Below are 24,719 nucleotides of genomic sequence, written 5' to 3' on the forward strand. Positions count from 1 at the left end.
GGGAGGGGACAGAATGGACAAACCTAAACCTTTTTTCGAAAAGTTTTTGAAAAAGAGTTTGTTTCTAATAAATGAAAAAATCGGTAATTATTCCTTAGTACCATTCAGAGCAGTGGTGTTGCAATAATTAACGGAAGTGATAAAATAGTACAGACGTATTGCTGAAACACATAAGAAAGATATTAACAGCTAAAAAGCGCAAAGGTGGAAGGTTTATTAAACTAAAACACCCTAGGGTGTTTTTTTTATGCCTTATAAAGAGTGATATAATGGATTAAATGATAAGAAGGGCGAGCCTGATCTATCAGTGGAAAATGTGTATTTAACTTAAAAGTAGAAGGACATAAGAGCTAGCTATTTAAACCGCACATTTGAGAGGACCGACAGAATTATGGGGAAGATAAAAAGGGTTTAAATGAGGCGAACGTATATTCTTATGTTTAGTTGAATATTTTTGTCGAAAATAATCGGATTGATAAAGGTGATATATATAATGGAAATGAATAAAAGACAAGTATATAAATGTAAAACTTGTCAAAAAGAAACGAATGCTCCTTTAGGTACTGAAAGAGAAAAAAAAATGTTATGTAAAGATTGTTTTGGTAAACGAAAAGATAAAAGGAAAAATCAATTAAATGGTTTAACAGGTAGTGAGTGGGCAAAAAAAAGTATTAGTGTAAAAGAATACCCAGATGTTAGAAGTGAAAAACAACGCATTCATGGAGCCAGCTTTCCAAAATCTTTAGCTAAAGAACATATTGAAATTTACACTAAACAAGGAGATGTAGTCCTTGACCCATTTTTAGGTGTGGGAACAACTGTCGATGCTTGTTTAGAATTAGGTAGAAATTCTGTTGGAATAGAATTAAACCAAGAATTTATAACTTTAGCACAAGAAGACTTAACTGAACTGGATAAATTATCTGCTAAGATTTTTCATGGAGATAGTCGGAACTTAACTAAATTTGTTGATGAAGAGAGCATTGATTTTATATTAACGAGTCCACCTTATGCTAATTTATTGCAAAATATTAACGGAGCCTTTGCTCATAAGTGGAGAGAGCATTCAGATTTAGACCCAATTACTAATGCAAGGCCGTATTCTAAGAATGAATCCGACATTGGTAATATGTCTTATAATGAATCTCTACTATCAATAAGAAAAGTAATGGAAGAGTGTTTTATTGTACAAAAATTCGAAACTTATGCAGTATGGGTTGTGAAAGATTTTAGATCATTAAAGGAATCTGTACCCTATGTTAATTTTCACGGCGACGTTATAAGAGCTGCTGAAGATGTGGGATATTATTTATGGGATATAAGGATTTATGATCAAACTAAGTTTCGCCCTCTAGTTGTACTGGGATACCCTTCAAGGAATTATTATATGAATATAGGGCATTCTTATATATTAGTTTTTAAAAAAACAAATAAATTACCAAAAAGGTGACAAATATGCAAATGATTCAGAAATTCAAGATGGATTTAGATAATATTTTAAAAACTGAAAAGGCTAATTTAACTCATAATTTTCACCCTTATCCTGCAAAATTTATACCTCAAATGCCAAGAGAAATAATGAATTATCTTAATATAACCAAAGGTTCAAAAATCTTAGATCCTTTTTGTGGTTCTGGTACTACCTTAGTTGAAGCATGTTTATTAGGTATAGATTCTGTAGGTGTGGATTCAAATCCAATAGCAATATTATCAAGTAAAGTTAAAAGTACACCTCTAAATGAAAATCAACTGTCAACATTAGACTCTTTTTTAAATTCTTTAATGTTACAAAAAGCAAACGTGGATTATGAAATTGCTGATGAAAAACTTAATAATTTCAAAAATAGAGATCATTGGTTTGAAAGAAATATGTTTATTGAACTAATGTATATAAAGGGTTTAATCTCAACACTTGATGATATTCAAGTAAAAGATTTTTTTAGATTGGCATTATCTTCTATTGTTGTTAAGTGTTCAAATCAAGATAGTGATACACGTTGGGTTGCGAGGAGCAAGGATTTACCAAATGGCTATGCATTTGATTCTTTTATTAAGAAGTCAAATGATATGATAAATAGAATAAAAGAATTTAGTAATGCACAAAAAGGCATTTCTCAAGTTTTCTATGGTGATTCTAGGAATTTATCTTTTTTAGAGAACAATGTTATTGATCATATAATAACATCTCCACCGTATTTAAACTCATTTGATTATTACTTATATCATAAACTAAGGATGTTCATATTGGGCTATGACCATAAAGAAGCTCAAGAATTAGAAATCGGTTCACGAAATAAACATAATGATAAAAAGCATGGAATGAATACTTATTTTGATAGTATAAAAGAGGTATTTACAGAAAGTTATCGTGTTCTAAAACCGAATGGAATATGTTGTGTAGTTATTGGAGATTCCATTGTAAAATCTGAACTGGTAGAAATGGATAAAGAGTATAGAAGAGTTTTTGAAGATATTGGTTATGAATATATAGAATGTTTTTCATATAATCAACGTAAATATACTAATTCCTTTACAAAAAATCTTAAAACTCAATACAAGAATGGACATTTTATATTTTTTAAAAAATAAACATTGGTAATATTGAACTACTCCTATTTTTGGTATAAAATTACTATTATTATAGTTAATTTTAGGAAATAGGAGTGTTTTTATTGAACGTCAAAATAATTTCACAACCAATTAGTAATTCTGTGGGGTCTATTATAAATGACTTGGCAAAAGAAGATTGGAATTCATTCTATTGTATGGTAGCTTATGCAAAATCAAGTGGTGTATTGAGAATAGAACCATCGATAAGAGAATTAAAAGATAAAGGTACTAAATGTTATTTTGTTGTTGGTATCGATCAAAAAAATACTTCATATGAGGCATTAGAACAATTACATGAACTAGTTGATGAATTATATATTTATCATAATGAAGATATTAATAGTACCTTTCATCCTAAAATATACCTTTTTGAAAATGATGAAAAAGCTGTAGTTATTGTTGGCTCCAACAATTTAACTGGGGGAGGTTTATACACAAATAATGAGCAAAGTATAGAGTATTCTATGGATTTACGTTTAAAAGAAGACCTGCTTAATTATCAAATGTTACTAGATACCTATAAAATGTACTCAAATGAACAGTCTGAGTTATCAAATAGAGTAGATTTGAATTTTTTAAAACAACTAAATGATAATAACTATACGGAAAAGGAATACCAATTAGAAAAACAACGAAAAAGAAAAATGAATATTATAAGAGAAAAATTGTTTGGTTTTATTAGAGTAATACCCCCAAAGTTACCAAAGAAAAAAAATATGGAATCCACCAGTAAAGTACTAGGTAAGGAAAGAAAAGTTAATTATAAAATTTTACATGAAGGATTTTGGAAAAGGTTAAGTAAGTGGGATGTATCTCCAACAAGTGCACCTGGACAAATTGTTATACCGATTCGTTTTATGCCATTATTTCCGAATTTCTCTGGACTTTTACCAACTCCTATGCAAGCTCAACAGGAAGAAGTTTACTTCAATGTACTTTTCATTGATGAAGACGGTACTCAAATTTTACTAAAGAATACTCGAGCGATTCATTATGTACCTGCAGCAACACATGGTAGACCAAATCCTGAGTTGAGATTTACTTTTTTAAATAAAAAGGTATTTAATGTGTTTAAAAAAGATGATGTTTTAGCATTTTATAAAACGGATGAGGAAAATATTGAGTTTATAATCAAACGAAATCCCACACTCGCGGAAAATGGAAAAAAATTCGGCTTTTTTGAATGATAAAAAATATTCATTACTTTAATAGCGGGTAATAAACTTTTATATAATGTATGAAACGAGGATGTTTCAAAAAATGTTTGTTAAGCATCTTTTTCTCTATTCCATTTATAGCCTATCCTATACAATAAAATTCTTAACTTTAGCATTGGCTGTTATCATAGGTTTTCCTTATTCATGACCTCTGAGATAGGGGTTGCATCTTACGATGCTATACCACTAGTTCAATATTTTAGTATACATGTTTCTGATTCAAAAAAAGTTAAACGAACCCAAGCTCGTCAAAGGATGAAAGTATGGGATGCTAAATACATTGATCTTAGGCATGTTATAGTGGAAAATTGATATTTTAATCAATCTTTTTTATAAAACCAAACTCCACATAAACATTAAACCCACGCATTTTGATCACTCTTTGCTCAAAATGTGTGGGTTTCTCTATAATAAAATCAACGTTTGCAAAATGCTTTTAATAGAACTTTATTCGAAGCTACACTTAGGTGTAGTTTTGTAAAAAATATTGATCATTTAATACAAAGTTCGATTATTTAAAATAAAGTTTGATTAAAAATCCCGTGTTGATCTATACAGGATTTTTTCTTATTCCACAACTGGGCCAGATAATAAGACTGGATCTTTATCAATTCAAAAAGGTTAGATGCTGAACAAAAGAAAAGAGATATAATATATTCAAATAAGGAGGTGTAATATGGCTTATAAGATATTTATGAAAAATAAATTTGATGGAAGTCTTGAAGAAGCTGATGATGAAATATATCATAGTAAAGAAGATGCTGAATACGCTTTAGACGAAGCAATTAATAATTTTATGACAGGGGCAGAAGTACTTGAACTGTCTGGAGAATGCTATGAAGATCCAAATGATTATGAATTTATGATAAAGAAAATTTAATTTTAGGTAAAAAGGGTAAAGTATATTTTCTGTCTTACCCTTTTTATTTCATTTTGTTAGACAAAGCTTATTTAATATGGGAATCGTTCAATACTGCAATCGGGTGCGTTTGTGGAATAACTCAATAGCTTCTTGCTAACGATCCGTTTATTAGAAAAAAACCTAGGCACCAAAAAAGGTGCCGAATGGGTGCCGAAAACGATATTATTTTATATTATTGAGTGAATATTTTAGTGGAGAACAAATGTTTTGTTGTATACTTTAATTAAGGTTAGATTGTATGATGTTCTCATGTAAAACTCCACAATCTATGGGCGGCATGATGTAAGGCTTTTGAGCCAAGCGTCGGAGGAATAGCTTAAGCTATTTCTCTCCCTATTTTGACTCAATTTTCACTCATTTTGTGAAGTAGTCATGGAAATGACTTATATCAAAAGCAAAAACCACTTCCTATAAAAATTAGGGAGTGGTTTTTTGTGTTGTTAAAATTTACATATCAATACTTTTGGGTGACAGGCGATTTAGAGGCAAGGAAACTATTCCTTGCCTCTATTAACATTTTAATAGAGGCGAAGACCGTAGAAAAGCCTTATAGCTTGTCTAAAAAAGTGGCCGTTGCGACGGCCATTATCCAGTGATCCGTTTTTCATATTATGAGTTAATATTGTATCAGGGAGGCAAGGAGATGAGTTCAACAAATAAAAATGAACAAGATTTGTTACTGTTTCTTTCGAAAAATGAAGGTTATGTTACTTCGAAGGATCTCCTAGACGTACTAAATGTTTCTCAAAAAACAGTATATCGTTTAATAAAGAATATTAACGATGATTACGTGGATGGTCCTTTAATTATTTCTGAAAGAGGGAGAGGGTATAAACTAGATTACGAAAAATATATTAACTCTCAAAAGGCAAATAAAAAATACAAAGAAAAACAGTTTTCTCCTAACGAGAGACGTAATCGAATTATGGAAGAATTATTGTTGTCTTCGCCTAAACCTATAAATATTTATCACTTATTTAGTAAGTATTATGTAGGAGACTCCGTTACTTTTAATGATGAACAAATAATGAGCGAAGAGCTTAAAAAGTATAATTTAGTTCTTGAGCGAAAAAACAGAACGCTAGCCATACTAGGGGATGAAGTTAATATTCGAAAGGCAATAAAAGATATTATTGAAATCTTTAATGCGATTGATATTGATGATTTAAAAAGGAATCAAGAGCTTCATTTCAATCAGTACGATGTTTTATTTATATTGGATCAATTAAGAAAGGTCGAAGAAGATTTAGATATAACGATTCCCTATCCATAATATTGAAAAGTATTTGAACAATCCTTTGCCAGATAGTGAGGTATATTTCCTATTTCAGTATTTAGTGTCATCAAGAATGCAGGGATCTCTTGCTATCACTTCCACTTTTTCATCAGAAGTTATCCAAGTAACGAAAGCGTATATTGAAGGAATGAGTACTAGCTTAGGAATTGATATAGACAGCCAGTCTATTTTTATTGATTTAGCCAACCATATCAAACCGATGCTTAATCGATTAGGGCATAAGATTCGAATTAAAAACAGCTTGTTAAGTCAGATTAAGGTAACGTATGAAGAAGTATTTTTGGGCGTAACAAACGTATCCGAATGGATAAGTGAAACATTTAACTTACCAGCCATAAATGACGATGAAAATGGGTTTATCACCCTATATTTTGCAAAAGCAATTGAAACGGGCCAATATCATCGTCCAATAAAAACACTAATCATGTGTACGACAGGAATTGGAACTTCAGAACTTTTAAAAGCAAAAGTTTCAAAGAAATTCCCCGAGTTAGAAATTGTAGATATAGTAGCGTCTCGAAATACAAATTTGTTAAAAGAGAAATACTCAGATGCTGAATTAATCCTGAGTACTGTTCATATTAAGGAAGAAGTAGCCATTCCTTATTTATGAGGACATGACTGGGAAAGTAATAACGAAAGTACTATCATAAAAATCAAGAGTCCGAGGATTTGAGTAAATAGAGAAGCTTCTCATTAGTTGAGCAAACTTTTGAGAAGCTTTTTTTCTGTCATAAACTGTAGTTTCATCTGCTGTATGACCAAGTCGGTGTGGTAGAAATTGTCGTCAACAAGATTGATCATGGCAGGCCACTTAATGGAGTAAAATAAATCTGACCGTTTCCAGAGGAAACGGTCAGATTGAAGAGAACAACGATTATTCACTCGTATTTCTTTAAAACAATAGCCGCATTATGACCTCCGAAACCAAATGAGTTAGATAGGCCCGTATTTATTTTCACCTGGCGGGCAACAGCTGGTACATAATCTAAATCACATAATGAATCAGGATTTTCTAAGTTAATTGTTGGAGGAACGATCCCTTCCTTTAAGCTCATTACTAAAGCAATTGCTTCAACTCCACCAGCTGCTCCTAACATATGACCAAGCATTGATTTATTAGCTGTTATTGGAATCTGATAAGCTTGTTTTCCAAACAGTTGCTTAATAGCCATCGTTTCAGAGATATCCCCCACTTTTGTACTTGTTGCATGGGCACTGATCACATCAATGTCTTCGGGTGATAGATTGGCACTTTTTATAGCTGACCTCATTGCAAGATACGCACCTTTACCTTCCGGATGTGTCGCTACGATATGGTGTGCGTCTGAACTTGCACCATATCCAATGACTTCTGCATAAATCTTTGCATCTCTTCGCAAAGCATGAGATAAAGATTCCAAAATTAGAATTCCAGCACCTTCTGACATAACAAATCCATCCCGATTTTCATCAAATGGACGACTAGCCTTAGTGGGATCATCGTTTCTTGTTGATAATGCTGTCGCATTACCAAAGCTTGCTATTGATAGGTCTGTTATAGCTGCCTCTGTTCCACCAGCAAACACAGCGTCAACATCACCAGAACGAATGAGTCTGAAGGCTTCTCCTATAGCTGTATTTCCAATTGCACAAGCAGAAACGGGTGACATAGAAGGTCCCATTGCGTTCCACTTGATACTAATGTGTGCTGCAGCGGCATTAGAAATCATGGCAGGTACTAGGGCAGGGCTGACTCTTCTCGGCCCCTTCTGCCTAAGCGTATCCATATTTTCAATAAAGGTTTCAATTCCTCCTATACCTGAACCTACGTATACGCCTAACCTTTCCACATCTATACGATCGAGGTCTAACTTAGAATCTGCCCAAGCTTGTTCAGCAGCTGCCAAGGCAAATTGAGAAAACCGATCTAAACGTCTTGCCTCGTTTTTTCCTAATACTTCATCTGCATTAAAACCTTGTACAATACCTGCAATTTTTGTCTTATGGTTCGTAACATCAAATGTATCAATAGTGGATATACCAGATACCCCGTTAATCAGATTGTTCCAATATGTTTTGATATTGTTTCCTATAGGAGAAACTACTCCCATACCGGTAATCACAACTCTTTCCACTTTCATTCCTCCAAATCACTTATTTACTTGTATTTTACAGCTGTTTTATCCTATTACAAGGGATTGTTTATCCTGGTATAATATCTACTAGGATGAATTGATAGGACGAGGAGTTTTAAAAATGAATGAAAAAACCAGGTTTGAAGCGTTGTCGACATTCTTAAAGGCTAAGCGTGCCCAAATTAAGCCGGAATCTATTGGTTTGCCTGCCGGTACCCGGAGAAGAACACCTGGACTGCGGAGAGAAGAGGTTGCACAATTAGCAGGTGTTAGTACCACTTGGTATACATGGTTAGAGCAAGGGAGGGATATAAAGGTTTCTTCAAGTGTACTTGATTGTATTTCTACAGCTCTGCAGTTAAATAATGATGAAAAAGACTACTTATATGACCTGGCATTAGAAGCAAAGTCGGAAATTACAAATCCAAAAAAGGATCCATCAGAGCTTAGCCCTTCTTTAAAACGAATACTGGCTGAATTAATTTATTGCCCAACAATCATTACAGATCGGCATTGCCATATTGTAGGCTGGAATCCTGCTGCTGCACATGTTTTTTTAGATTTTGGACAAATACCAAATAATGAAAGAAATTTGATTCGTTTAGTGTTCACTAGAAAAGAATTAAAAGCATTAGCCGTCAATTGGGAACATTTTGCGAAAGGTTTTCTTGCTATTTTCCGCAGCTATTATGGGCACTATTTAGGCGATGAATGGTACAGTCAATTTATTAAAGAAATGAGTCATTCACATTCAGAATTCCAGAACCTATGGCAAGAAAGTCAAGTGAGTAAAGCTCCAGAAATGATAATTGAATTCAGACATGCTAAAGCAGGCAAAATGTTGTTTAATTTAACTTCTCTTCAGGTTCAAGGTGATATGGATCTACGGTGCAGTATCTATACACCAGTTGAGGAAACAGACACAGAAAATAAATTAAAGCGATTAATGAAGAGGGTTTCCGTTGAAAATTAAAAAACAGGGAAATGACCTGATTACTGAACGAGGTCATTAATCCCTGTGGAAAGAGCTAACTTTGGTACAAGTTGATTAAATTTGTGCGTTAATTTGGCGACCCGCATTTTCACATTAGTGAATCATGTTGGGATGACCTGTCATTTCTTGCATTAGGCGTCGGAAAATCGATTGGCTCTGCTGCTGCAGGTCAATTAATAGTATAAGTTCTTACTCCTTTTACCTAATCACAACCACAATGTTTATTCTTTTTTTTCTTTTTGCGGCATAAAAGACAATTCGTGAACTAGTTGTAAACACTAGTTGTAAATTTAACAACTTATCAAAAGAGCATTTCTTTATAATAAGAAATGTTTTTAATTTTGCCGAAACTAAAAAAATGCAAATAACAGTAATAATGGTAATTAAATTTCGATATCAATTTATTGCAAAACGATAAATTAAGTGTTAAAGTTATTTTATTATTGAGTCAGTGAGGTGTATTTTGTGAAACACGTTACGACCTTCTTTTTAAAGTTAGCTGTTATTTTTATCGGAATCCCAGTTCTTGCATTGTGTATATTTTTGGTGCCCAAGTTTGGGAATTTTGCAGGAGGATTATATCCTGATATTGCTTTTATGAAATCTCTCGTTTTAATCGATATGTACGCGGCAGCGATACCCTTTTACTTCGCTCTGTATCAAGCCTTTAAACTTCTTAGCTATATTGATAAGAGCCAAGCTTTCTCGGAATTATCGGTAAAGGCTTTAAAGAAGATAAAATATTGTGCCATCACAATCAGTGTCCTGTACCTGCTAGGTACGCCACTCTACTACCTCGTAGCGAAAAGAGTTGACCCTCCAAGTATCATGCCAATCGGATTCGTTATTATTTTCTCTTCTATAGTTATCGCCGTTTTTGCAGCTGTTCTCCAAAGTCTTTTACAAGAAGCTATTACTATTAAATCAGAAAATGATTTAACGGTTTAAGGTGTAGAAAATGGCAATTATTATTAATATTGATGTTATGTTAGCAAAACGAAAAATGAGCGTAACGGAGCTTGCAGAGAGGGTTGGAATTACTATAGCGAATATTTCCATTCTGAAAAATGGGAAAGCAAAAGCGGTTCGTTTTTCAACATTAGAAGCGATATGTAAGACGTTGGATTGTCAGCCAGGTGATATTTTGGAATACAAAAGCGACGAAGCCACTCATTAACAACAGACAACAAATTTGTTTAAAGAGTTTTTTCGGATAAAGAAAAATAGACCATCAAATAGCTTGCCATTTGATGGTCATTTTTATATGCATTTTTAAGTTTTGTGAAAGAACCAATTACCGAAGGAATTGGTGTTTTGTCGTTGTTTATGTTGTCTTTCCTTCCAATTGCCGCTTCGCTCTGATAAAGGCAATGAATTGCTGCATTTCTTCTTTGGAAAGGGAGAGGCCGTCGACCGACAGATTTAAAGTAGACAGCTCCGTCAATTCCATGCATGGGACGGATGTATCATCATCCAACTGAGGAGCTTGATGATCGACTCTGCCCAGAATGTAATCGGTGGATGTGTCAAATAAATCAGCGATTTGTGCAATGGCTTCCAATGAAGGGCGGCGGTGCCCCGATTCGTAGCCTGCATATGTACTTTTGGCAATTCCGAGCCGGTCAGCTGTATACTGCAACGACCACCTTTTGCTCTTCCTTAAATTTGTTAATCTCGTTAAAATCATATTTTAACTCCCTAACTCCTCTATAATTTCGTTCATTATAGCACAGATGAAAATAAAATGTACGCGTATTGCGTAAAATGGTCTTGATTTCCCACGTAATCATCACTATAATTGCGTATGTAGTACGCGTAACGCATATTTAACAATAAGTTAAACACTCGTTTAATTTTGATAGAAATGGCTTTTAGGAGGGGTTAGGTTGAAGAAGTTGATGCTGCTTACGACCGGTGGAACGATTGCCTCGCTCGAAGGGGAAAATGGGCTCGTTCCTGAGATGACAGCCGACGAGATTCTACGTCATGTGCCGGGATTTGATCTGCCTTGCAAGATTGATAGTAAGGCTTTGCTTAATATTGATAGTACGAATATGCAGCCGGAATATTGGGTTGAAATGGCTAAAGCGGTTTATGAGCATTACGAGGAGTACGACGGTTTTGTGATCACGCATGGAACAGACACGATGGCTTATACTTCAGCTGCTCTCTCCTATATGCTGCAAGACCTCGAAAAACCGGTGGTGGTTACAGGTTCTCAAATCCCCATTTCTTTTAAGAAAACCGATGCGAAACGAAATATCGCTGATGCGGTTCGCTTTGCTTGTGAGGAAATCGGCGGCGTATATGTTGTTTTTGATGGGAGAGTCATCCAGGGAACAAGGGCCATCAAGCTGAGGACGAAGAGCTATGATTCGTTTGAAAGTATCAACTATCCTTATATTGCTTCAATCTATAAAGATCATATTGAGTACACGAAGCCTGCTCATTCTCCACAGAAGAAGAAAATTAAGCTCGATACGTCACTTTGTACCGATGTTTCTCTGGTAAAATTATATCCTGGGATGAAGCCGGAATTCTTTGATTACCTGAAGACCCAATACCAGGGAATTGTGATCGAAAGTTATGGAAGCGGTGGCATTCCGTTTCAGGGCAGAAATATATTAGAGAAATTGGACGAGCTGATTGAGTGTGGAATCCCCGTTGTCATTACGACACAATGCTTGGAAGAAGGGGAGGATATTGAGATATATGAGGTAGGGCGGAAAGTAAATCAAAACGTCATCCGTTCGAGAAACATGAATACAGAAGCCATCGTTCCTAAGTTCATGTGGGTTTTGGGTAAGACGCAGGACCCACGCAAAGTGAAGGAATGGATGGAAACCCCAATTGCAGATGATATTACATTCTAAAACACATAAGGGAGCAGGGGAAATGATAACAAGTGAGACATCTTACCGAATTGAAAAGGACTTTCTCGGTGAAAAGGAACTTCCTGCAGACGTATACTACGGAATTCAAACATCACGCGCTGTAGATAATTTTCAAATCACCGGATACAGAATTCATAAAGAAATGATACATGCATTGGCTATCGTGAAGAAGGCTGCTGCTTTGGCCAATATGGATGTCCACCGTCTCTATAAAGGACTGGGGGAGCCAATTGTTCAAGCGGCGGATGAAATTCTGGAAGGGCAATGGCACGAGTACTTTATCGTTGATCCGATTCAGGGCGGTGCCGGGACTTCGATGAACATGAACGCTAATGAAGTCATCGCCAACCGCGCACTGGAACTGCTTGGCCATAATAAAGGTGACTACTTAAAACTAAGCCCGAACACTCACGTGAACATGTCACAATCAACGAACGACGTGTTCCCGACAGCCATTCATATTTCGACCCTTCGATTGCTGGAGAAGCTGCTGGCTACGATGAATGACATGCTGGACGTATTCAGAAAAAAAGCCGTACAGTTCGACCACGTCATAAAAATGGGGCGCACCCATCTCCAGGATGCGGTACCGATTCGTCTTGGACAGGAGTTTGAAGCGTACAGCCGGGTATTGGAACGCGACATTAAGCGGATTAAACAGACACGCGAGCATCTTTACGAAGTGAATATGGGAGCGACAGCTGTAGGGACAGGTTTAAATGCCGATCCAGAGTATATTGAAAATGTGGTGAAGCATCTTGCGGACATAAGCGGATTGCCGCTTATCGGGGCTGAGCACCTGGTGGATGCGACCCAGAACACCGATGCATACACAGAAGTGTCAGCGGCGTTGAAGGTCTGCATGATGAACATGTCCAAGATCGCGAACGACATACGATTGATGGCCTCCGGTCCGCGTGCGGGGCTTGGTGAACTGATCTTGCCGTCGCGTCAGCCTGGTTCGTCCATTATGCCTGGAAAAGTGAACCCGGTCATGCCGGAACTGATTAACCAAGTCGCCTTTCAGGTAATTGGCAACGACCTTACGATTTGCTCGGCATCAGAAGCGGGACAGTTGGAATTAAACGTCATGGAGCCTGTACTCGTCTTTAACCTTCTTCAATCCATCAGTATCATGAATAATGCGTTCCGAAGCTTTACCGATTACTGTCTGTCCGGAATTGAGGCAAATGAAGACCGGATGAAAGAATATGTGGAACGAAGCGTGGGAATCATTACAGCCGTCAATCCGCACTTGGGATATGAAGCGTGTGCGCGAATTGCACGGGAAGCCATTCTAACAGGCAAATCGGTACGAGAGCTTTGTCTCCTGTATGATGTTTTGACAGAGGAAGAACTCGATTTGATATTAAACCCATTTGAAATGACAAACCCTGGAATAGCCGGTGGTGCTCTTCTCGATAAAATGAATGGATAAGAAAAAGATGGTGAGCAATGCTCACCATCTTTTTTGTTAATCTTTTTGCTCTTTTGGCAAAAACTCAAAGATCCTGCCGCTTCTTATATTTTCAACCAGGTCATCCAGCCAGTGATAGTAAGTTTTGGATTCTTCCAGCTGGTCGTAGTATTTTTTTGCTTTTGCCACGATTTCTGGCGTACTATGGGAATCTTTTATGACTTCTATAAAATCTTCCTGTGCTTCTTTAATGGCCGCCAAATTTATTTTTACTTCGCGTTCCCACATTTGACAGTAGAACGCCATAAAAGAACGGAAGAAATTCTTCTCCGCTGCATACGTATGTTTCCTGGAACCGCGTGTATAGGTTTTTTTAACCATGTCGATTTCCTGGAGCCTGCGGACGCTGGTACTCATACTTGGTTTGCTCATGCCGAGCTCGGTTCGCATTTCATCAAGCGTCATCTGGTCTTCAAAATACATGGTCGCATATAAATTTGCCGCAGCAGGGGTTACCCCATATAAATCCATGGTCTCTGCAATGGCACCAATGACTTTATCCTTGGCTTCTTCTATTTTTACGTCCGGTCTCCCGGTGGCTTTACTCATAGGAACGCTCCTCCGATAAAAAATAACTCAGTTAAATCTTTATCAAATCTTCTTTACGTACTTAATGGTAACGCGTCCAGCTTCCAAATGTCTACTTTCCCGCTCATCATCACCTTTATAATTTCCCTTTACTATTTGCAGATGTATGGCTTTTTATGACTTTGACATCAATAAATAGACATGTTACGTTAATAACGTTAAATAAATTCTGAACGAAATTAATATAAATCAAAAACGGAGTTGATAGGATTGGATCTGAAACTACAACTACAACATTACATTAACGGTAAATGGGTTGGCGCCGACTCGGAGAATACGCGGGATATTATTAATCCATTCAATCAGGAAGTCATTGCTACGGTCCCAGAGGGTGACGAATCCGATGCAAAGGCAGCCATCGCTGCGGCACGAGAAGCCTTTGATAACGGAGAATGGGCTTCAACCCCGGCCACAGAGCGAGGGGCTGTCGTACGAAAGATGGCTGAATTAATAGAAAGAGACAAAGAAGAACTCGCATATTTAGAATCATTGGATACTGGCAAGACAATGGAGGAAAGCCGCGGGGACATGGATGATATCGCTGGCGTATTCCGTTATTATGCTGAGCTTGCAGATAAAGATGGCGGGGAGCTGATTGATTCTCCAGTATCCAACTCGATCAGCCGAGTGGTTCGCGAACCAGTAGGTGTTTGCGGGCAAATTACGCCTTGGAACTATCCCTTGCTTCAAGCGTCCTGGAAGCTGGCCCCGGCGCTTGCCACTGGAAATACGCTAATTATGAAGCCAAGTGAAATTACACCACTGACTACGATAAAAGTATTTCAGCTCATGGAAGAAGCAGGAGTACCAGCCGGTGTCGTTAACCTTGTTCTTGGTTCAGGCGCAACGATTGGAGCAGAGCTGTCCAGTAACGAGGATGTTGACCTTATTTCGTTTACCGGCGGTATTGTGACCGGGAAGAAAATCATGCAGGCGGCAAGCTCGAATGTGAAGAAGCTGGCACTGGAGCTTGGCGGGAAAAACCCAAATATCATATTTGCAGATGCTGATTTTGAAATAGCGGTCGATCAAGCGCTAAACGGTGTTTTCTTCCACGCAGGACAAATCTGTTCCGCAGGTACACGGCTGATTGTAGAAGAAAGCATTCACGATGAGTTCGTACAGGCGCTTGTGGAGCGGGTGAAACAATTCAAGCTGGGAAGCGGATTTGACGAAGGAACCCAAATGGGACCGCTCATTTCAGCTGAACACCGTGCAAAGGTAGAAAAATATGTAGAAACAGGGATCAACGAAGGCGCAACATTGGCCGTTGGCGGCAAACGTCCGGAAGATCCAGAACTGCAAAAAGGATTTTTCTATTTGCCTACGATCTTCACTGACTGCACCACAGAAATGGCCATTGTTCAAGAAGAAGCGTTTGGTCCGGTAATGACGGTTGAGAAATTCTCTGCAGAAGAAGAAGCGGTTAAGCTTGCAAATGACTCCATCTACGGACTCGCTGGCGGTGTTTGGACAAAAGACATCGCAAAAGCGGAACGCTGTGCAGGGAAGATGCGCATGGGCACGGTTTGGATCAATGATTTCAATCTGTATTTCCCACACGCTCCTTGGGGTGGATACAAGCAGTCCGGTATTGGACGCGAGCTAGGTAAATCAGGTCTTGAAGAATATACAGAAACAAAGCATATCTTCCAAAATCTTAAGCCTGAACCGATTAACTGGTTCTAAGCTGCCGATTCGGTTTAAGAAAGAAGGGATCGACTCAACAACTAGGAGGAACAAACGATGACTGACACATATGACATTGTAATCGTTGGCGGCGGCAGTGCGGGTTCTGTACTCGGCGACCGTCTTAGTGCAGATGGAAAGAAAAGTGTTCTTGTTTTAGAAGCAGGACGCAGTGATTATTCATGGGATTTACTCATTCAAATGCCGGCAGCGTTGCCGTTTCCAGCAGGCAAAAGCCTCTATGACTGGAAATATCAATCTGACCCTGAGCCGCATATGGGCGGCCGACGAATCAAACATGCCCGGGGAAAGGTACTTGGAGGTTCCAGTTCCATCAATGGGATGATTTATCAGCGCGGAAATCCGATGGACTATGAACGTTGGGGAGCCGACGCGGGGATGGAAACATGGGATTTTGCGCACTGCCTTCCGTATTTCAAGCGTCTGGAAAATGCGTTAGGATCACCAGACGATGATCTTCGCGGCCATGACGGGCCGATTAAATTGGAACGCGGGCCAGCCACAAATCCCTTATTCCAAGCCTTCTTTAACTCAGCGGTAGAGGCGGGTTATTCAAGAACGCCGGATGTGAACGGCTTCCGCCAGGAGGGGTTCGGGCCGTTCGATAAGCATGTGTACAAAGGCCAGCGCTTGTCCGCTTCACGTGCCTATCTTCACCCGGCCATGAAGCGTGAGAACCTGACCGTGTTGACACGGGCTTTCGTTAAGAATATTGACTTTGAAGGCAGGAAAGCGAAAGGATTAACCTATCAACGAAACGGAAAGAAGCATCAAGTGAAAGCAGGAGAAGTCATCCTTTCAGGTGGTGCGATCAACACGCCGCAGCTTCTTCAATTATCTGGTGTAGGCGACGCGAAGCACCTTCGTTCACTTGGAATCAAACCGGTTGTCAATCTTCCAGGTGTGGGAGAAAACCTTCAGGATCACCTTGAAGTTTATGTACAGCATGCTTGTCCGCTTCCGGTTTCTGAACAGCCGAATTTAAATAAATTGCGCATGCCTTGGATTGGTTTGCAGTGGATGCTTAACCGTACAGGCCCGGCTGCCACCAACCACTTTGAAGGCGGAGGATTTGTCCGTTCCAATGAAGATGTTAAGTATCCGAATCTGATGTATCACTTCCTTCCGGTCGCGGTACGTTACGATGGACAAAAAGCGGAAACCGCTCACGGATTCCAAGTTCACGTTGGACCAATGTACTCCGATGCCCGCGGATCATTAAAGATTCGTTCAACCGATCCGAAAGAGCATCCAAGCATGGTCTACAACTATCTTTCTACCGAACAGGACAAACGCGAGTGGGTTGAGGCCATAAGAGTGACACGTAACATCTTGTCTCAACCAGCGATGAAGCCTTATAACATAGGGGAAATCTCACCTGGACCGTCTGTTGAAACAGACGAGGAAATTTTGGATTGGGTAAGAGAAGATGCGGAAACAGCCCTTCATCCGTCATGCACGGCCAAAATGGGACCTGCTTCAGATCCTATGGCTGTTGTCGACCCGAATACGATGAAGGTTCACGGACTTGAAAACGTACGGGTCGTTGATGCATCAGCTATGCCTTACGTAACAAACGGCAACATCCATGCACCTGTATTGATGCTGGCCGAAAAGGCAGCAGACCTCATCCTCGGCCGTAAACCACTGGACCCGATTCACGCCGATTTCTATCGCCATGGCGTACATCCGGCAGATGCTGGGACACTAGGTACAATAACTAAATAACCCAATAACAAAAACCACTTCCCATGGGGAGGTGGTTTTTTGCATTTAATAAACTAATTGCCGGGTAGTTGGAGATCGTACCAGTCACTTACATTACATTGACCATAATCATTATCACCAACAGCAATCACCGTGCCGTCCGCTTTAAGGCCAACGGTATGGGCGCAACCCGCAGCAATTGCTACAATATTGCACCAGGCATTTACATTGCATTGCTCATATTCATTCCAGCCCACAGCCACTACAGTACCGTCCGATTTGAGGCCAACGGTATGCTTGCTGCCGACCGCTATCGTAACAATATCACTCCAGCCGCTTACATTACATTGGCCCGCCTTATTTTGCCCTACAGCAACCGTTGTGCCATCCGACTTAAGCCCAGCAGTATGAAGATAACCCGCCGCAACTGCCACGATGTTGTGCCAGTCACTTACATTACATTGACGATATCTATTATTACCTACGGCCATTACTGTACCGTCAGATTTAAGACCGAGTGTATGCCAGTCACCAGCCGCAATTGCCACAATATCATGCCAGTCGCTTACATTGCATTCACCTTCATAATTTCGGCCCACGGCTACCACTGAACCATCCGATTTTAGCCCGATGGTACGACACCACCCGGCCGCAACCGCTGCAATATCGTGCCAGTCGTTTACAGTGCATTGGTTATGCTTATTCCAACCCACAGCCACAACTGTGCCATCGGACTTAAGGCCAATGGTATGAGCATTACCCGTGTTCGTTGCCATATGAACATTACTAGCCGCGACCGCTGCAATATCATGCCAGTCGCTTACATTGCATTCACCTTCATTATTTCGGCCCACAGCTACCACCGAACCATCCGATTTAAGCCCAACGGTATGACGTCGACCCGCTGCTATGGTATTTGTCGGCCACTTCTTCACCTTTAACGCGGATTCTTTTGATGAATTGGAAACCATGTTTTACCTCCTAAAAGCAACTGGTTTGGATGTATGATCAATGTGTTATTTTAAACAAATTATTTAAGGCATAGATAAATGAGATTACCACAAAAATATTTCACGCAATTTTTATAAATCCTCTTTTCTATTATCGCTAAAAAATGACAAGCATTGTAAACCTCTTTTGTGCTAAGCAAGCTATCAATCGAAAAAAACGAAAAGCGACCAGAGGTTGGGCGAAAAGGACTTCAAATAAATCTCAAAATAAAAAACCAGATCCTTTTGAAACAGGCTCTGGTTTTGTTATTACTATTCTCCTTATGCTTCCTTCACAACAGCCTTCTTGAACGCCACTTTCTTTTTCTCTCCGGATGATTGGTCTGTACGCTTGATAAAGAATGAAAGCAGCAGTCCGAGAATGCCAATCCCCACAATCACAAGATAAGCATCATTAATCCCCTGAATAGAAGCTTCCATAATCATATGCTGCTGGGTTTCACCCTTTGCCGCACCTGCTGCTGCCATCTCTGAGAAATGGGTTTTGGTACGATTGGTCATGACAGTCACAAGAAGTGACGTACCGATGGCACCGGCCACTTGTTTAATGGTATTCGAGATGGCGGTACCGTGCGCATGAAGCTTGGCTGGAAGCTGATTGAGCCCTGCGGTTTGAATTGGCATTAGCAGCAATGCCATCCCGATTCTGCGGCCGGTGGACATGAGAACCAAATAGGTGTAGCTTGTTGAATCTGTCAGGTCAATAAACCCAATGGTGGTAATGATCGTGATGACCATTCCGATTACAGATAGCCATTTGGCACCAAATCGGTCAAACAGTTTTCCGGTAACAGGCATCAGGAAGCCCATTACAAGCGCTCCCGGCAATAAAAGCAGTCCGGATTCCAGGGCGGTAAAGCCGCGGGCGTTTTGAAGATACAACGGCAGAAGCATCATATCTGCATACATAATCATTGTAATCGCAATATTGATAATGGTGGTTAGCGAGAACATGTTGTATTTGAAGGCACCGAGATCAAGCAATGGATCCTTCAATACGAGCTGTCTCCAGGTAAACAATACGAGGGCAATGATTCCACCAATTAACGTGACAAGTACCTCCGTGTTCGACCATCCTGCACTGCCGGCCCGGCTAAAGCTGTAGAGAAGGGCACCGAATCCAATGGTGGAAAGAATAACGCTGGTCATATCGACTTTGCTAAAGATTCGTTCGGATACATTTTTCAGAAAAACAAAACCTAAGACAATGACAAGAACGGCAAACGGGATCATGCCGTAGAACATGGTTTCCCAAGCGAAGTTCTCCAATATATAACCGGCAAGCGTAGGGCCTATGGCAGGGGCGAAGATTACGGCAAACCCAACCATCCCCATGGCCGATCCCCTTTTATCGGGAGGGAAGATGGCCAATACCACATTCATGAGAAGCGGCATTATAATTCCGGCGCCTGCTGCCTGAATCATACGGCCAGTCAACAGAACGGGGAAGTTAGAGGCAATGGCTGATATGATCGTTCCCACAAGGAAAATGATCATCGATGCCTGGAAAAGCTGACGTGTGGAAAACCTTTGAATCAAATAAGCGGTGATTGGAATTAGAACACCGTTCACCAGCATATACCCTGTAGTCAGCCACTGGGCAGTAGCGGCGGTAATATTAAAATCCTTCATTAATTCAGGTGTTGCAACACTCATGACGGTTTGGTTCAAGATCGCCAAAAAGGCACCCAGGATTAAGATGAACAAGACGGGCCCCTTTTTAATCGAGCCACTCTGTATATCTGTACTTTTACTCACTCTGTTCCATCCTCCAATAAAACGTGGACTAAATTTACAATGTGTTGTATAGTTGACATTGCATAAAATACATTATATTGATATCCACTGAATTTACAAGCAACGATTAGGAGGAATGTGTAAAGTAATTGACACTCTGTTTTCTTTTGTTGTTTATCCTTTAAATTTAAGACGAAAACGGAAAAATTGTAGTTTTGGTATGGGAGAGAGGAAAAGTCATGAAGGAAACGAAAAAAACCGATCCGCGAATCCTGCGCACCCGGCAATTGATTCGGGATGCCTTTGTCCAGCTGCTTCAAGAACGGGACATCGAGAAAATAACGGTAAACAGTATCGCGGAACGAGCTACTATCAACCGTGTGACCTTCTATCTGCATTATCGGGACATTCCCGATATGCTAGAAAAAATGGCGGACGATATGATTGAGGAGATAGTTCAGGCTCTGAATCGCTCACCGGTTGATGACAATGCTCAGGATGGCGGGTACTGGCCAAAAATGGTGCAATTCATTGAGCATATTGCCGAACATGCTGAATTTTACAAAGTGATCCTTGCGGTGAAACGGACACCGATCTTTATGGAGCGCTTATTAATCCTGGTCACTGATATGATGGAAGAGAACCTTGAAAAAGAAGGGAACAATTCCTTCATTTCAAAAGCCGGCATTCCAACCGACATAGCCATGTGGTACGTGTCTTCCGCGTTGTTTGGAACGATTATTGGATGGCTGCGCAACGACATGCCGTATTCTCCGCATTATTTAGCCAAGCAGTTTTATCAGTTGCTGCCGGGTAAAGGCGATAAAGGGTAAATAGAAAAGAGGCTTCCTAAAAGTTCGGTAACTTTTAAAGAAGCCTCCTTTCTGAGGACGGGGAATGGTTTTATTTATTCAATTCAACTGTTTCGTTAACATCTGCCGATTGAGCATTTTGCCCTGTTATTCGTTTAAACATGAACGCTATTCTCTTTGTAAAACTGCCGGTTTCCCAATATTCAGCAGCTTCTACTTTTACTTTTATCAAGACAATGTTGGGATCATCATAAGTGGTTTGCATAATTTTGTCATAGGCGAATCCCCACAATTCCTTCTTCTTAGCTAAATCCTCAACGATTTCCGCTCTTCCACGGATGGAAACATAGGATTTACCTGCATAAGCCACATTTACTTCTTGATTGTGTAAAATTTCATCATATTTATTCGTCTCTTTTTTAGTGAAAAACCATAAGTCACCGTCAAATTCAACTTCTTGGGTTTTCATTGGACGAGAAACCAGTCCTTCTTTCGTTACCGTGGTCAGCATGGCCGTGTCTATGTCTTTGATTAATTCTCTTACGGTTTCCATTTCTTTTTGTTCCATCGTGTTAGACATTTCCCTCACCTCGTAAAAGTGTAATAGTGGTATATTCCCCTTTACACCAACTTTTACTCTGGTATGGTCATTACGATACGAACTCTAAATTGAAACCAATTCCCATCCATACGATTGTTATTCGGGCATTTTCCGCGCCGTAACAGCGAGCCTGTTCCAAGCGTTGATTACGACGATTTGCATAATGATTTCGGACATTTGCTTTTCATCAAAATATCGTGCAGCTTCATTGTAGACATCATCAGGAACATGTGACTCTGCGACGAGGGTTACAGCTTCTGTCAGAGCAAGAACCGCCCGTTCTTCCGGAGTAAAATAGGGAGTCTCCCTCCAAGCATTTAATGCATAGATCCTTTGCTCGGTTTCACCTATTTCGCGCGCCTCCTTTGTATGCATATTCAGGCAAAATGCGCAGCCGTTGATTTGTGATGCCCGAATTTTGATCAGTTCCTTTAGTTTCTTATCAATACTCGTGCCGGATACATATTTCTCTACGGCAAACATCGCCTGATAGGCGCCTGGTTCCACGTCTTCCATTCGAATTCTTTCTTTCATTCTTTTTCCCTCCATACAACTTTTTTGTCTGACACTTACAAGACGAAACAGCCTCTTACTTTGTGACAAAATAAACAGAAGTTCAGAGAAAAACTTCTTGTTAGCGATTAGGCTTCTGTATCTATAGCCAGGAATTTATATGTAACGATTCAAGGAAGACCAAGTAAGGGCGAGCTGCATGCCGGGTTCTCATTTGAATCATTGGATTTTGAAGGAATGCGTTAAACTATGGAGAAGTTGTGGTTTTGGAAGAAGAAATACCGGAGTTTCAAGGCAGCTTGTTAGTAAAGGATTTATCATTGGTGCTCTGCACAATCATTGGCTGTTTATCAAGCCAACCATCCTTTATATTCACTTTCAATCGGTTGAACCGCCGTTGACTTTTGCAAAGAAAGCAGCGGAGGCACTTGTTGTTTTAAAGGAGTGAAGTCCAAAAGGACATGTAGAACAGGGTTAATGACCATAAGCTGTTACGTAAGGGCTAAGAAGGACTTTTTGCTTCATGTTTGAGCTTTCTCTATCGCCCCTTTCTCTAATGACTTTTATACCCATCGGGCGATCAGCAGGACGGGAAAGAATGTGTGTGCAAAATAAACAATAGCCCAACGTGTAAGCCGGGCTATTGTTTATTTTTTTGTTATCTTTCCGTAACCTCTTCATCCACAAAACGGGTACCCGTAAATGCACCTCTTTGGTTACTCGGGTTTTCTATGGTTGAGACATAATCCTCTGGTTTCTTATTTGAGGCAATGATTCGTTTGCTGCCAAGAGTTTTATGTTCCATTTTTAGATTCCCCCAGTAATTTTTTGAATATGAAATATTGCATATTTTAGGTCGAATAGCAAAAAGTCGATCATAATACTTTCTATTGATTACCTCACTGCTGTTGCTGACCTTGTCCCTGCATCCCAGATCCCATTCCCATCATATTAGAAGCGAGGGGCACAATATTTTTCATTTTCCCACCATTCCCGCTCATCATTTGATAAGCAGCAATACCAACTCCAACCGAAGCAATAATGGGTAAGATACTGTTTAGGTTTGTTTTCATCTACAACACCTCGTTTTGGGAATTAGTTCATTTCTGAACCAATACTATTTTGTCTTAAATAAATTGATTAAATTAAGGAGATTGTTACCAAAGCCGCTTAACCATTAGATTAAATTTCAATTGATGCATAATTTAATTGGAACTCCTCATGCTAAAAATGAAGGAAAAGAAAGGAGTGAACGTATTGAATAAGAAACACAGATTTATTCAGCTCATGATGGTCATTATCTTGACAGCTGCTTTATCAGCCTGTATGAATCGAAACGATAATAATCAGCAGGGGATGGAGAATCGGAACAAAAGTATGAGGAACATAAGCACGGATGAAAATACAGGCGACAATGAGAACCGGGGCAACCGACTGGACATTGCAAATGAGGCAGCTGATGAAGTTGCCAAGCTGCCGGAAGTACGCAGGGCCAATGTAATCGTTACAGATAACAACGCTTATGTGGCAGCTGTTCTGGAGGATGGCACCAATGGCAAGCTGACAAAGGATACCGAGAAAAAAATAGCAGATAGAGTAAAAAGCACAGACCCGGATATCAACAACGTATTTGTGTCCACTAACCCTGACTTTGTGGACCGTGTTCAAAAGTACGTGGACGATGTTCAGGCCGGAAAACCGGTCAGAGGGTTCTTTGATGAATTCAGCGAGATGGTTCAAAGACTATTCCCAACCCAAAGATAAGGTTTTAAAAAGTTTGAACAAAAAATAAGGACAAGAGCTAAGCGCTCTTGCCTTATTTTTTTGTTAAATCTATTCATTTTCTGTGCAGCTTTACCACCTTATATTTCATTGAGCATGAACAGCAGCTCTTTTTAAGGTGTTGCTCCATAGGATTTGTTGCATGCTGTACCCTATATCACTCTCTGCTTGATCCGCGCCACAAGCGGCACAACAATAATGCCAGCAATGACAACCTGCAGGAAGTTGCCAGGGATGGAGCCGAACGGCTGGATCCAGTTGTGGTAAAGGATGACTTCGGCAAAATAATAGCCAACGATTTTGATGACAAGGGCTGTGATGACTGCCAGTGTATTGACCAGCACTTTGTTGCCGGGGACTTTTTCGGAGATCAGCCCAGCCACATAGCCCATCGCTCCTACAATTACGAAGGTGAACGGTGCCCATATCGTCCATGGGGAGAGCAAATCATATAAGCCCATTCCGAAGGCCCCTGCAACGGCGCCTGTTTTTCTGCCGAACACAAAGGCGGCGATAAACAATGGAACATTGCCCAGGTGGATTAATCCACCGTTCCCCATGATAGGGAGCTTTATGTTAATAAACACGGTTGCCACATAGGTCAAACCGATGAAAAGTGCATTGATGACTAATGCTCTTGTTCTAGTCGCTCTTACTGCTGTAGTACTCACAATAGTAACCTCTTTCGTCTTTAACGAATATTCGTTATTAATTGGGATTTCCCACTCATC

Annotated in this window: 26 protein-coding genes; 16 read left to right on the forward strand and 10 right to left on the reverse strand. The window is 39.7% G+C overall.

Annotation, left to right across the window (positions count from 1 at the left end):
• Positions 1–493 precede the first annotated feature (493 nt).
• The 6 genes from BLT53_RS22330 (at position 494) to BLT53_RS25300 (ending at position 6,659) form a co-directional block, all read left to right on the forward strand.
• Positions 494–1,450 carry a DNA methyltransferase gene (locus BLT53_RS22330; RefSeq protein WP_090239025.1) on the forward strand — a complete coding sequence of 319 codons (957 nt, stop codon included), beginning with the start codon at positions 494–496 and terminating at the stop codon, positions 1,448–1,450.
• A gap of 5 nt (positions 1,451–1,455) precedes the next feature.
• The gene (locus BLT53_RS22335) at positions 1,456–2,589 is read left to right on the forward strand and encodes a DNA methyltransferase (protein WP_090239028.1); all 1,134 of its coding nucleotides are present in this window, start codon (positions 1,456–1,458) and stop codon (positions 2,587–2,589) included.
• Between the two features lie 83 nt (positions 2,590–2,672).
• Positions 2,673–3,797 carry a phospholipase D-like domain-containing protein gene (locus BLT53_RS22340; protein WP_090239031.1) on the forward strand — a complete coding sequence of 375 codons (1,125 nt, stop codon included), beginning with the start codon at positions 2,673–2,675 and terminating at the stop codon, positions 3,795–3,797.
• 706 nt (positions 3,798–4,503) lie between these two features.
• Positions 4,504–4,707 carry a hypothetical protein gene (locus BLT53_RS22345; RefSeq protein ID WP_090239033.1) on the forward strand — a complete coding sequence of 68 codons (204 nt, stop codon included), beginning with the start codon at positions 4,504–4,506 and terminating at the stop codon, positions 4,705–4,707.
• A gap of 685 nt (positions 4,708–5,392) precedes the next feature.
• Positions 5,393–6,022, forward strand: coding sequence for an HTH domain-containing protein (locus BLT53_RS25295; RefSeq protein ID WP_211516932.1), 630 nt, complete (start codon positions 5,393–5,395; stop codon positions 6,020–6,022).
• Positions 6,023–6,098: 76 nt separating this feature from the next.
• Positions 6,099–6,659, forward strand: a complete 561-nt coding sequence (locus BLT53_RS25300) for a BglG family transcription antiterminator (protein ID WP_211516933.1) — start codon at positions 6,099–6,101, stop codon at positions 6,657–6,659.
• Between the two features lie 268 nt (positions 6,660–6,927).
• Here BLT53_RS25300 and fabF read toward each other — a convergent pair whose 3' ends face one another.
• Positions 6,928–8,163 (reverse strand): beta-ketoacyl-ACP synthase II, encoded by a 1,236-nt coding sequence (gene fabF / locus BLT53_RS22355; RefSeq protein WP_090239035.1) that lies wholly within the window; start codon positions 8,161–8,163, stop codon positions 6,928–6,930.
• A 121-nt stretch (positions 8,164–8,284) separates the two neighbouring features.
• Here fabF and BLT53_RS22360 point away from each other — a divergent pair, with 121 nt between their 5' ends.
• The 3 genes from BLT53_RS22360 to BLT53_RS22370 all read left to right on the forward strand — a co-directional run bounded on the left by BLT53_RS22360 (position 8,285) and on the right by BLT53_RS22370 (position 10,334).
• On the forward strand, positions 8,285–9,136 hold the full coding sequence (locus BLT53_RS22360; RefSeq protein ID WP_090239038.1) for a helix-turn-helix transcriptional regulator: 852 nt from the start codon (positions 8,285–8,287) through the stop codon (positions 9,134–9,136).
• 486 nt (positions 9,137–9,622) lie between these two features.
• Positions 9,623–10,105 (forward strand): DUF2975 domain-containing protein, encoded by a 483-nt coding sequence (locus BLT53_RS22365; RefSeq protein WP_090239040.1) that lies wholly within the window; start codon positions 9,623–9,625, stop codon positions 10,103–10,105.
• Positions 10,106–10,115: 10 nt separating this feature from the next.
• Positions 10,116–10,334 carry a helix-turn-helix domain-containing protein gene (locus BLT53_RS22370; RefSeq protein WP_090239043.1) on the forward strand — a complete coding sequence of 73 codons (219 nt, stop codon included), beginning with the start codon at positions 10,116–10,118 and terminating at the stop codon, positions 10,332–10,334.
• 147 nt (positions 10,335–10,481) lie between these two features.
• On the opposite strand, the gene BLT53_RS22375 is transcribed toward BLT53_RS22370, so the two are convergent.
• Positions 10,482–10,844 (reverse strand): helix-turn-helix domain-containing protein, encoded by a 363-nt coding sequence (locus BLT53_RS22375; protein ID WP_090239046.1) that lies wholly within the window; start codon positions 10,842–10,844, stop codon positions 10,482–10,484.
• 199 nt (positions 10,845–11,043) lie between these two features.
• Between BLT53_RS22375 and BLT53_RS22380 the strand changes: the two genes are divergently transcribed.
• The gene (locus BLT53_RS22380) at positions 11,044–12,030 is read left to right on the forward strand and encodes an asparaginase (RefSeq protein WP_090239049.1); all 987 of its coding nucleotides are present in this window, start codon (positions 11,044–11,046) and stop codon (positions 12,028–12,030) included.
• A gap of 22 nt (positions 12,031–12,052) precedes the next feature.
• Positions 12,053–13,489: an aspartate ammonia-lyase gene (aspA, locus tag BLT53_RS22385; RefSeq protein WP_090239051.1), complete on the forward strand. Its 1,437-nt coding sequence runs from the start codon at positions 12,053–12,055 to the stop codon at positions 13,487–13,489.
• A gap of 36 nt (positions 13,490–13,525) precedes the next feature.
• On the opposite strand, the gene cudC is transcribed toward aspA, so the two are convergent.
• Positions 13,526–14,077 carry a choline uptake/conversion transcriptional regulator CudC gene (cudC, locus tag BLT53_RS22390; RefSeq protein WP_090239054.1) on the reverse strand — a complete coding sequence of 184 codons (552 nt, stop codon included), beginning with the start codon at positions 14,075–14,077 and terminating at the stop codon, positions 13,526–13,528.
• A 255-nt stretch (positions 14,078–14,332) separates the two neighbouring features.
• Here cudC and betB point away from each other — a divergent pair, with 255 nt between their 5' ends.
• Both betB and betA read left to right on the forward strand, forming a co-directional pair.
• Entirely contained in the window at positions 14,333–15,805 is a 1,473-nt protein-coding gene (gene betB, locus BLT53_RS22395) for a betaine-aldehyde dehydrogenase (protein ID WP_090239263.1), read from the forward strand.
• Between the two features lie 57 nt (positions 15,806–15,862).
• Positions 15,863–17,554: a choline dehydrogenase gene (gene betA, locus BLT53_RS22400; protein WP_090239056.1), complete on the forward strand. Its 1,692-nt coding sequence runs from the start codon at positions 15,863–15,865 to the stop codon at positions 17,552–17,554.
• A 53-nt stretch (positions 17,555–17,607) separates the two neighbouring features.
• Here betA and BLT53_RS22405 read toward each other — a convergent pair whose 3' ends face one another.
• Positions 17,608–18,504: an RCC1 domain-containing protein gene (locus BLT53_RS22405; RefSeq protein WP_090239059.1), complete on the reverse strand. Its 897-nt coding sequence runs from the start codon at positions 18,502–18,504 to the stop codon at positions 17,608–17,610.
• Between the two features lie 300 nt (positions 18,505–18,804).
• Complete coding sequence (locus BLT53_RS22410) at positions 18,805–20,301, reverse strand: DHA2 family efflux MFS transporter permease subunit (RefSeq protein ID WP_090239061.1); 1,497 nt, start codon at positions 20,299–20,301, stop codon at positions 18,805–18,807.
• A gap of 218 nt (positions 20,302–20,519) precedes the next feature.
• Between BLT53_RS22410 and BLT53_RS22415 the strand changes: the two genes are divergently transcribed.
• The gene (locus BLT53_RS22415) at positions 20,520–21,113 is read left to right on the forward strand and encodes a TetR/AcrR family transcriptional regulator (protein WP_090239063.1); all 594 of its coding nucleotides are present in this window, start codon (positions 20,520–20,522) and stop codon (positions 21,111–21,113) included.
• Positions 21,114–21,183: 70 nt separating this feature from the next.
• On the opposite strand, the gene BLT53_RS22420 is transcribed toward BLT53_RS22415, so the two are convergent.
• Together BLT53_RS22420 and BLT53_RS22425 are read right to left on the reverse strand one after the other, a co-directional pair.
• Positions 21,184–21,672 (reverse strand): pyridoxamine 5'-phosphate oxidase family protein, encoded by a 489-nt coding sequence (locus tag BLT53_RS22420; RefSeq protein ID WP_090239066.1) that lies wholly within the window; start codon positions 21,670–21,672, stop codon positions 21,184–21,186.
• 117 nt (positions 21,673–21,789) lie between these two features.
• Positions 21,790–22,227 carry a carboxymuconolactone decarboxylase family protein gene (locus BLT53_RS22425; RefSeq protein WP_090239069.1) on the reverse strand — a complete coding sequence of 146 codons (438 nt, stop codon included), beginning with the start codon at positions 22,225–22,227 and terminating at the stop codon, positions 21,790–21,792.
• 178 nt (positions 22,228–22,405) lie between these two features.
• Between BLT53_RS22425 and BLT53_RS22430 the strand changes: the two genes are divergently transcribed.
• Positions 22,406–22,654 carry a DUF1259 domain-containing protein gene (locus BLT53_RS22430; RefSeq protein WP_244520545.1) on the forward strand — a complete coding sequence of 83 codons (249 nt, stop codon included), beginning with the start codon at positions 22,406–22,408 and terminating at the stop codon, positions 22,652–22,654.
• A gap of 210 nt (positions 22,655–22,864) precedes the next feature.
• Here the strand turns inward: BLT53_RS22430 and BLT53_RS25240 are convergent, their stop codons facing one another.
• Together BLT53_RS25240 and BLT53_RS25245 are read right to left on the reverse strand one after the other, a co-directional pair.
• Positions 22,865–23,011, reverse strand: a complete 147-nt coding sequence (locus BLT53_RS25240; RefSeq protein ID WP_170834475.1) for a hypothetical protein — start codon at positions 23,009–23,011, stop codon at positions 22,865–22,867.
• Positions 23,012–23,105: 94 nt separating this feature from the next.
• Positions 23,106–23,279: a hypothetical protein gene (locus BLT53_RS25245; protein ID WP_170834476.1), complete on the reverse strand. Its 174-nt coding sequence runs from the start codon at positions 23,277–23,279 to the stop codon at positions 23,106–23,108.
• A 184-nt stretch (positions 23,280–23,463) separates the two neighbouring features.
• Between BLT53_RS25245 and BLT53_RS22435 the strand changes: the two genes are divergently transcribed.
• Positions 23,464–23,970 carry a YhcN/YlaJ family sporulation lipoprotein gene (locus BLT53_RS22435; RefSeq protein ID WP_244520546.1) on the forward strand — a complete coding sequence of 169 codons (507 nt, stop codon included), beginning with the start codon at positions 23,464–23,466 and terminating at the stop codon, positions 23,968–23,970.
• Between the two features lie 170 nt (positions 23,971–24,140).
• Here BLT53_RS22435 and BLT53_RS22440 read toward each other — a convergent pair whose 3' ends face one another.
• Positions 24,141–24,662, reverse strand: coding sequence for an ECF transporter S component (locus tag BLT53_RS22440; RefSeq protein ID WP_090239266.1), 522 nt, complete (start codon positions 24,660–24,662; stop codon positions 24,141–24,143).
• Between the last annotated feature and the right edge of the window lie 57 nt (positions 24,663–24,719).

It is taken from the genome of Fictibacillus solisalsi (genome assembly GCF_900103485.1).
GTDB classification, from domain to species: domain Bacteria; phylum Bacillota; class Bacilli; order Bacillales; family Fictibacillaceae; genus Fictibacillus_C; species Fictibacillus_C solisalsi.

What these genes read in the sequence shown, in the direction of transcription:
- BLT53_RS22330 (WP_090239025.1), top strand. Translation starts at nt 494, where the DNA reads ATGGAAATGAATAAAAGACAAGTATATAAATGTAAAACTTGTCAAAAA.
- BLT53_RS22335 (WP_090239028.1), top strand. Translation starts at nt 1,456, where the DNA reads ATGCAAATGATTCAGAAATTCAAGATGGATTTAGATAATATTTTAAAA.
- BLT53_RS22345 (WP_090239033.1), top strand. Translation starts at nt 4,504, where the DNA reads ATGGCTTATAAGATATTTATGAAAAATAAATTTGATGGAAGTCTTGAA.
- BLT53_RS25295 (WP_211516932.1), top strand. Translation starts at nt 5,393, where the DNA reads ATGAGTTCAACAAATAAAAATGAACAAGATTTGTTACTGTTTCTTTCG.
- BLT53_RS25300 (WP_211516933.1), top strand. Translation starts at nt 6,099, where the DNA reads ATGCAGGGATCTCTTGCTATCACTTCCACTTTTTCATCAGAAGTTATC.
- BLT53_RS22360 (WP_090239038.1), top strand. Translation starts at nt 8,285, where the DNA reads ATGAATGAAAAAACCAGGTTTGAAGCGTTGTCGACATTCTTAAAGGCT.
- BLT53_RS22370 (WP_090239043.1), top strand. Translation starts at nt 10,116, where the DNA reads ATGGCAATTATTATTAATATTGATGTTATGTTAGCAAAACGAAAAATG.
- BLT53_RS22375 (WP_090239046.1), bottom strand. Translation starts at nt 10,844, where the DNA reads ATGATTTTAACGAGATTAACAAATTTAAGGAAGAGCAAAAGGTGGTCG.
- aspA (WP_090239051.1), top strand. Translation starts at nt 12,053, where the DNA reads ATGATAACAAGTGAGACATCTTACCGAATTGAAAAGGACTTTCTCGGT.
- cudC (WP_090239054.1), bottom strand. Translation starts at nt 14,077, where the DNA reads ATGAGTAAAGCCACCGGGAGACCGGACGTAAAAATAGAAGAAGCCAAG.
- betA (WP_090239056.1), top strand. Translation starts at nt 15,863, where the DNA reads ATGACTGACACATATGACATTGTAATCGTTGGCGGCGGCAGTGCGGGT.
- BLT53_RS22405 (WP_090239059.1), bottom strand. Translation starts at nt 18,504, where the DNA reads ATGGTTTCCAATTCATCAAAAGAATCCGCGTTAAAGGTGAAGAAGTGG.
- BLT53_RS22415 (WP_090239063.1), top strand. Translation starts at nt 20,520, where the DNA reads ATGAAGGAAACGAAAAAAACCGATCCGCGAATCCTGCGCACCCGGCAA.
- BLT53_RS22420 (WP_090239066.1), bottom strand. Translation starts at nt 21,672, where the DNA reads ATGTCTAACACGATGGAACAAAAAGAAATGGAAACCGTAAGAGAATTA.
- BLT53_RS22425 (WP_090239069.1), bottom strand. Translation starts at nt 22,227, where the DNA reads ATGAAAGAAAGAATTCGAATGGAAGACGTGGAACCAGGCGCCTATCAG.
- BLT53_RS22430 (WP_244520545.1), top strand. Translation starts at nt 22,406, where the DNA reads ATGCCGGGTTCTCATTTGAATCATTGGATTTTGAAGGAATGCGTTAAA.
- BLT53_RS25240 (WP_170834475.1), bottom strand. Translation starts at nt 23,011, where the DNA reads ATGGAACATAAAACTCTTGGCAGCAAACGAATCATTGCCTCAAATAAG.
- BLT53_RS25245 (WP_170834476.1), bottom strand. Translation starts at nt 23,279, where the DNA reads ATGAAAACAAACCTAAACAGTATCTTACCCATTATTGCTTCGGTTGGA.